The 513-nt window shown below is 62.0% G+C and carries 1 pseudogene; it reads left to right on the top strand.

The annotated features are described in order from the left end of the window. Window positions 1-513, top strand: a pseudogene (locus DEQ92_RS21910) (ATP-dependent DNA helicase); the annotation flags it as partial.

Below are 513 nucleotides of genomic sequence, written 5' to 3'. Positions count from 1 at the left end.
CACATCGACGTCGAGTACCAGGAGTGTCAGACGCTTCGCGACACTACGCGGACGCTCGTCGAGAAGGAGACCGAGCGCGCCGAACTGAACCAGCAGGCCGAGGCGCTCTTGGATCGGATCCGCGAGGTCGAAGACGGCGCTGGTGAGGCCAGAAACACGGTGACGGACGAACTCGACGCCGTCGAATCCGAACTCGAAGAGCTCCGGGACGGCAACGTCTGTGAGCACTACTACAACAACCTCGTCGGCAACACCGACGAGTTCTTCGAGTGGCTCTTCGACGACGTTCGAACCCCATAGGAGATCTACGAGTACGCGGAGCAACGACAGCTCTGCGGCTACGAACTCCTCAAAGAGGGAATGGAGGCGGTCGATCTGGTGGTCTGCAACTACCACCACCTGCTGGACCCCGCGATCCGCGAGCAGTTCTTCCGGTGGCTCGGTCGCGAGCCAGAAGACGTCGTCACCGTCTTCGACGAGGCTCACAACATCGAGTCGGCCGCGCGCGACCAC

It is taken from the genome of Haloferax sp. Atlit-6N (genome assembly GCF_003383195.1).
In the GTDB taxonomy this organism is placed as follows: Archaea; Halobacteriota; Halobacteria; order Halobacteriales; family Haloferacaceae; genus Haloferax; species Haloferax gibbonsii.
Note: the sequence above shows the minus strand (reverse complement) of the source record. Positions and strands in the feature narration are given on the sequence as shown.